At 67.8% G+C, this 4,473-nt stretch carries 4 protein-coding genes; 3 read left to right on the forward strand and 1 reads right to left on the reverse strand.

The window, feature by feature from the left end; translation table 11 throughout:
- Window positions 1-65: 65 nt before the first annotated feature.
- Window positions 66-1,160, reverse strand: coding sequence for a D-alanine--D-alanine ligase (gene ddlA, locus N5C25_RS20170; protein ID WP_251102781.1), 1,095 nt, complete (start codon window positions 1,158-1,160; stop codon window positions 66-68).
- Between the two features lie 381 nt (window positions 1,161-1,541).
- Between ddlA and N5C25_RS20175 the strand changes: the two genes are divergently transcribed.
- Genes N5C25_RS20175 through N5C25_RS20185 form a run of 3 tightly spaced genes read left to right on the forward strand, consistent with a single transcriptional unit; the run spans window position 1,542 to window position 4,413 of the window.
- The gene (locus tag N5C25_RS20175) at window positions 1,542-2,177 is read left to right on the forward strand and encodes an SCP2 sterol-binding domain-containing protein (RefSeq protein ID WP_279937769.1); all 636 of its coding nucleotides are present in this window, start codon (window positions 1,542-1,544) and stop codon (window positions 2,175-2,177) included.
- Window positions 2,174-3,829, forward strand: coding sequence for a ubiquinone biosynthesis regulatory protein kinase UbiB (gene ubiB, locus N5C25_RS20180; RefSeq protein WP_279937770.1), 1,656 nt, complete (start codon window positions 2,174-2,176; stop codon window positions 3,827-3,829). The genes N5C25_RS20175 and ubiB overlap by 4 nt, the downstream gene beginning before the upstream one ends.
- Before the next feature lie 5 nt (window positions 3,830-3,834).
- Window positions 3,835-4,413: an O-methyltransferase gene (locus tag N5C25_RS20185; protein ID WP_251102780.1), complete on the forward strand. Its 579-nt coding sequence runs from the start codon at window positions 3,835-3,837 to the stop codon at window positions 4,411-4,413.
- The last annotated feature ends 60 nt before the right edge of the window (window positions 4,414-4,473 follow it).

A 4,473-nucleotide genomic window follows, 5' to 3' on the forward strand; every position in this document is an offset into this window, starting at 1 on the left:
GAGTCGAGCATGGCTCGACTCTACAGAGGATCATCGAGCATGGCTCGACGCTACACACAGCGCCGCTACACAGCGCTCTGCAGTCCGCGATCGGCCTCGTGGCGCTCCAGCGCCAGTTCGATCAGGCGCGTGATCAGCGTGGTGTAGTCCACGCCGCTGGCGCCCCATAGCTTCGGGTACATGCTGATGCGGGTGAAGCCCGGCAGCGTGTTGACCTCGTTGATGACGATCCCGCCCGCTGCGGTGAGGAATACATCCACGCGCGCCATGCCCGCGCACTCCAGCGCCTGGTAGGCCTGAAGCGCGATCTGCTGGATACGCGCCTGCGCTGCGCCATCAATGTCTGCCGGCACCACCACGTCGGCGCCATCGTCGTTGATGTACTTGGTGTCGTAGGCGTAGAACTCGTCGTGTACCACTACCTCGCCGCACAGGCTGGCCTGCGGATGCGCATTGCCCAGCACCGCGCACTCGATCTCGCGGCCGACCACCGCCGATTCCACCAGCACCTTGTGGTCGTAGCGCAGCGCTAATGCCAGCGCCTCGGCGAAGCCCGCTGCATCCTTGACCTTGCTCACCCCCACTGACGAACCCTGGTTGGCCGGCTTCACGAACAACGGCAGGCCGAGCTGCGCGATCACCGCATCGACATCGACTGCCGCCGCCTGATGGCGACGGATGCACAGCCACGGTGTCACCTGCAGCCCGGCGTCGCGCAGCAGGCGCTTGGTCACGTCCTTGTCCATCGCCACCGCCGAACCCAGTACCGGTGAACCGACGAAGGGCAGGTTGGCCATGCGCAGCAGCCCCTGCAGCGCACCGTCCTCGCCCAGTGGCCCGTGCACGATCGGCAGCACCACATCGATCTGGCCGAGCGCGCTGGCCGCATCGCACGGCTGCAGCTGCGCCTGCTCGGCGCCCGGGCGCACCGCCAGCGACGTACCGGACCGATGCAGGGCGATGCGCGACGGATCATCGGCATTGATCAGGAAGGTATCGGGTTGGCTCAGATGCCACTGACCCTGCTTGTCGATACCGACCAGCACCGGCTCGAAGCGCTCGCGATCAAGCGCATCGAGGATGTTCTTCGCCGACTGCAGCGAAACTTCGTGCTCGGATGACTTGCCACCGAAGATGATGCCGACCCGGGTCCGTGCCATGGGGAATGCGATGTCCTGTGCGTTGCGTGGCCTCATAGCATGAACCTTCATCGGCCCACCGCGTGAGGCACAGATGAACCAGAAATCCATCCACGCATGGCGTGGATCTACCGTGTCGACCAAGGTCGACACCCACCAACAGCAACACAGAACGCCGTCCCGACAGATCGCAGCAAGCTGTCGAAGGCGGGGTGGGTCCGGTTGCGGGGGCGTGAGCGCCATGGATGGCGCGACCGAGCTTACATGGACGTACTTGCAGCGTCCCCCGCAACCGGACCCACCCCGCCATCCCACGGATAGCCAGCTTTTGATGTTGATCTTGCCGGCCAGCGGCCGGCACTACCGGCCCAAGCCCCCCACCCACGCAGGTAGAATGCGCCCATGGCTCCTTCCCTGCTCAAGTCCCTCAAGCCGGTCGCTGGCCGCGCCCTGCAGATCGCCCTGAACCGCGCCCTGGCGCTGGATCCGGATACCCGCCATGCCCTGGCCAGCCTCGACGGCCGCCACATCGACCTGACCCTGGAAGCGCCGTCGCTGGCGATGCGCATCAGCGTCGACGGCGACCGGCTGCGGGTCGGTCCGGTGGACGCGCAGGAAGCCGACCTGGCCGTGCGCAGCAGCCTGGCCGGCGTGCTGGCGCAGCTGCCGCTGCTGGCCAACGCGCGGCGCGGTGACAGCAACGGCAAGGGTCGCGTGCGCGTGGCCGGCGATGCCGAACTGGCGCGACGCCTGCAGCAGCTGGCCAAGGGCTTCGACCCGGACTGGCAGCAGCCCTTCGTCAGCGTATTCGGCGAGGTACTGGGCGTGCAGGTTGCCAACACCCTGCGCAACGGCCTGCAGCACGCGCGCCAGGGCGCGATCGATCTGGCCCACAGCGCCGCCGAGTTCATCACCGAGGAATCGCGCGATGTGGTGCCGCGTGCCGAGCTGGACGCCTTCCACGATGACGTGGACGTGCTGCGCGATGACGTCGAGCGTCTGGGTGCTCGCGTGCAGCGCCTGCGGGGTGCCGCATGAAGGCCGTGCTGCGGGCCAGCCGCATCGGCCGGGTGATCCTGCGTTACCGCCTCGATGACCTGCTGCAGGGCACACCGGCCGAGCGCTGGTTGCGCCTGGCCAAGCCGTTCGTGCCGCGGGCCTCGGCCGACATCGCCGCACAGTCGCGCGGTGCACGCCTGCGCCTGGCGCTGCAGGACCTCGGCCCGATCTTCGTCAAGTTCGGCCAGATCCTGTCCACCCGCCGCGACCTGGTGCCACCGGACGTGGCCAATGAACTGACCCTGCTGCAGGACCGGGTCAAGCCGTTCGATGGCGAGACCGCGCGCCGCATCGTCGAGGACGCGCTCGGCCTGCCGGTCAGTGCGGCCTTCGCCAGCTTCGACACCGAACCGCTGGCCTCGGCCTCGATCGCACAGGTGCACGCGGCGACGCTGGCCGATGGCCGCCAAGTGGTGGTCAAGGTACTTCGCCCGGGCATCGAGAAGCAGATCGATGCCGATATCGCCCTGCTCAACTCGCTGGCCGCGCTGGTCGAGCGCACCCATCCGCGCGCCGACAAGATCCGTCCGCGCGAAGTGGTGGCCGAGGTCGAGAACACCCTGGCCGCCGAGCTGGACCTGCAGCGCGAAGGCGCCAATGCCAGCGTGCTGCGCCGCTTCTGGGAAAACAGTGACGACCTGTACGTTCCGGAAGTGATCTGGAGCCATACGGCCGAGCGCGCACTGACCCTGGAGCGCGTGTGGGGCATTCCGTCCGACGACATCGCCGCGCTGGACAAGGCCGGCATCGACCGCAAGGCGCTGGCCGCCAAGGGCGTGCGGGTGTTCTACACCCAGGTGTTCCGCGACAACTTCTTCCATGCCGACGCGCATGCCGGCAACATCTGGGTCGACACCGATCCGGCGCGTCGCGCCAACCCGCGCTTCATCGCGCTGGACTTCGGCATCATGGGCCAGCTCTCGCAGGAAGATCAGTACTACCTGGCCGAGAACTTCATGGCCATCTTCAACCGTGACTACCGCCGCATTGCCGAACTGCACGTGCAGGCGCGCTGGATGCCGGACCACGTACGCATCGACGATCTGGAAGCGGCGGTGCGATCGGTCTGCGAACCTTACTTCACCCGGCCGCTGTCGCAGATCTCGCTGGCCGAAGTGCTGATGAAGCTGTTCCGCGTGGCGCAGCGTTACCAGCTGACCCTGCAGCCCCAGCTGATCCTGCTGCAGAAGACCCTGCTGAACATCGAAGGCGTCGGCCGCCAGCTGGACCCGCAGATCGACATCTGGGCGGTGGCCAAGCCGGTGCTGGCGAAGATCCTGCGCGAGCGCTACAGCCCGCGCCGGGTGGTACGCGAGATCGGCAAGCGCCTGCCGGAAATCATGACCCATGCCCCGGACATGCCACGTCTGGTACACGCCTGGCTGACCCAGCAGGTGGAAGGCCGCCACGAACTGGCGATGCGTTCGCGTGACCTGGCCGCTCTGGACGCCAGCGTGCAGCGCCTGCAGAAGCGCGCGGTGGGGGCGATCACTGGCGTGGGCCTGCTGGCCATTGCCGCGCTCATGTACGTGCTGCAGCCGCCGGGCTGGTACTGGGGCGACCTGCCAATGTGGAGCTGGTTGTCCGGTGCGCTGGGCGCAGTGGCGCTGGCGCGCGCGTGGTGGAAGTAGGTCCCATGCTGCAAGCGCTCAAGGACGAACTGGCACGCTTCGGCGCCGACAACGACGCCCGCGAGAGCGCGCGTGGCCGCCGCATGCTCAACATCACGCCGGACACGGGTGAATTCCTGTCCGTGCTGGTCCGCTTCGGCGCCGCGCGCAGGGTGCTGGAGATCGGCACCTCCAACGGCTATTCGACGCTGTGGCTGGCCGAGGCTGCCGCCGCCATCGACGGCCACGTGATCACGCTGGAATACGCACAGGACAAGGCGGCGATGGCGCGTGACACCTTCGCGCGCAGTGGCCTGGCCGATCGCATCACGCTGGTTCACGACGATGCAGGGCCGTGGCTGGCACAGGCCGTCGATGCCAGCATTGACCTGCTGTTCCTCGATTCGGACCGCGGGCAGTACGCCGGCTGGTGGCCGCAGCTGCGCCGCGTGCTGCGGCCGGGGGGCCTGCTGGTGGTGGACAACGCCACCTCGCATGCGCAGGAAATGGAACCGCTGCGCGTGCTGCTGGACGCTGATCCGGACTTCAGCGTCAGCCTGGTGCCGGTTGGCAACGGCGAGCTGCTGGCCGTACGCGGCGCCTGACTGCAGCGATGCCCGCGCCTGATCCGGCAGGGCCGGCCGCGCCTGATCTGGTAGTGCCGG

It is taken from the genome of Stenotrophomonas sp. GD03958 (genome assembly GCF_029839005.1).
GTDB classification, from domain to species: domain Bacteria; phylum Pseudomonadota; class Gammaproteobacteria; order Xanthomonadales; family Xanthomonadaceae; genus Stenotrophomonas; species Stenotrophomonas hibiscicola.

What these genes read in the sequence shown, in the direction of transcription:
- ddlA (WP_251102781.1), bottom strand. Translation starts at nt 1,160, where the DNA reads ATGGCACGGACCCGGGTCGGCATCATCTTCGGTGGCAAGTCATCCGAG.
- N5C25_RS20175 (WP_279937769.1), top strand. Translation starts at nt 1,542, where the DNA reads ATGGCTCCTTCCCTGCTCAAGTCCCTCAAGCCGGTCGCTGGCCGCGCC.
- ubiB (WP_279937770.1), top strand. Translation starts at nt 2,174, where the DNA reads ATGAAGGCCGTGCTGCGGGCCAGCCGCATCGGCCGGGTGATCCTGCGT.
- N5C25_RS20185 (WP_251102780.1), top strand. Translation starts at nt 3,835, where the DNA reads ATGCTGCAAGCGCTCAAGGACGAACTGGCACGCTTCGGCGCCGACAAC.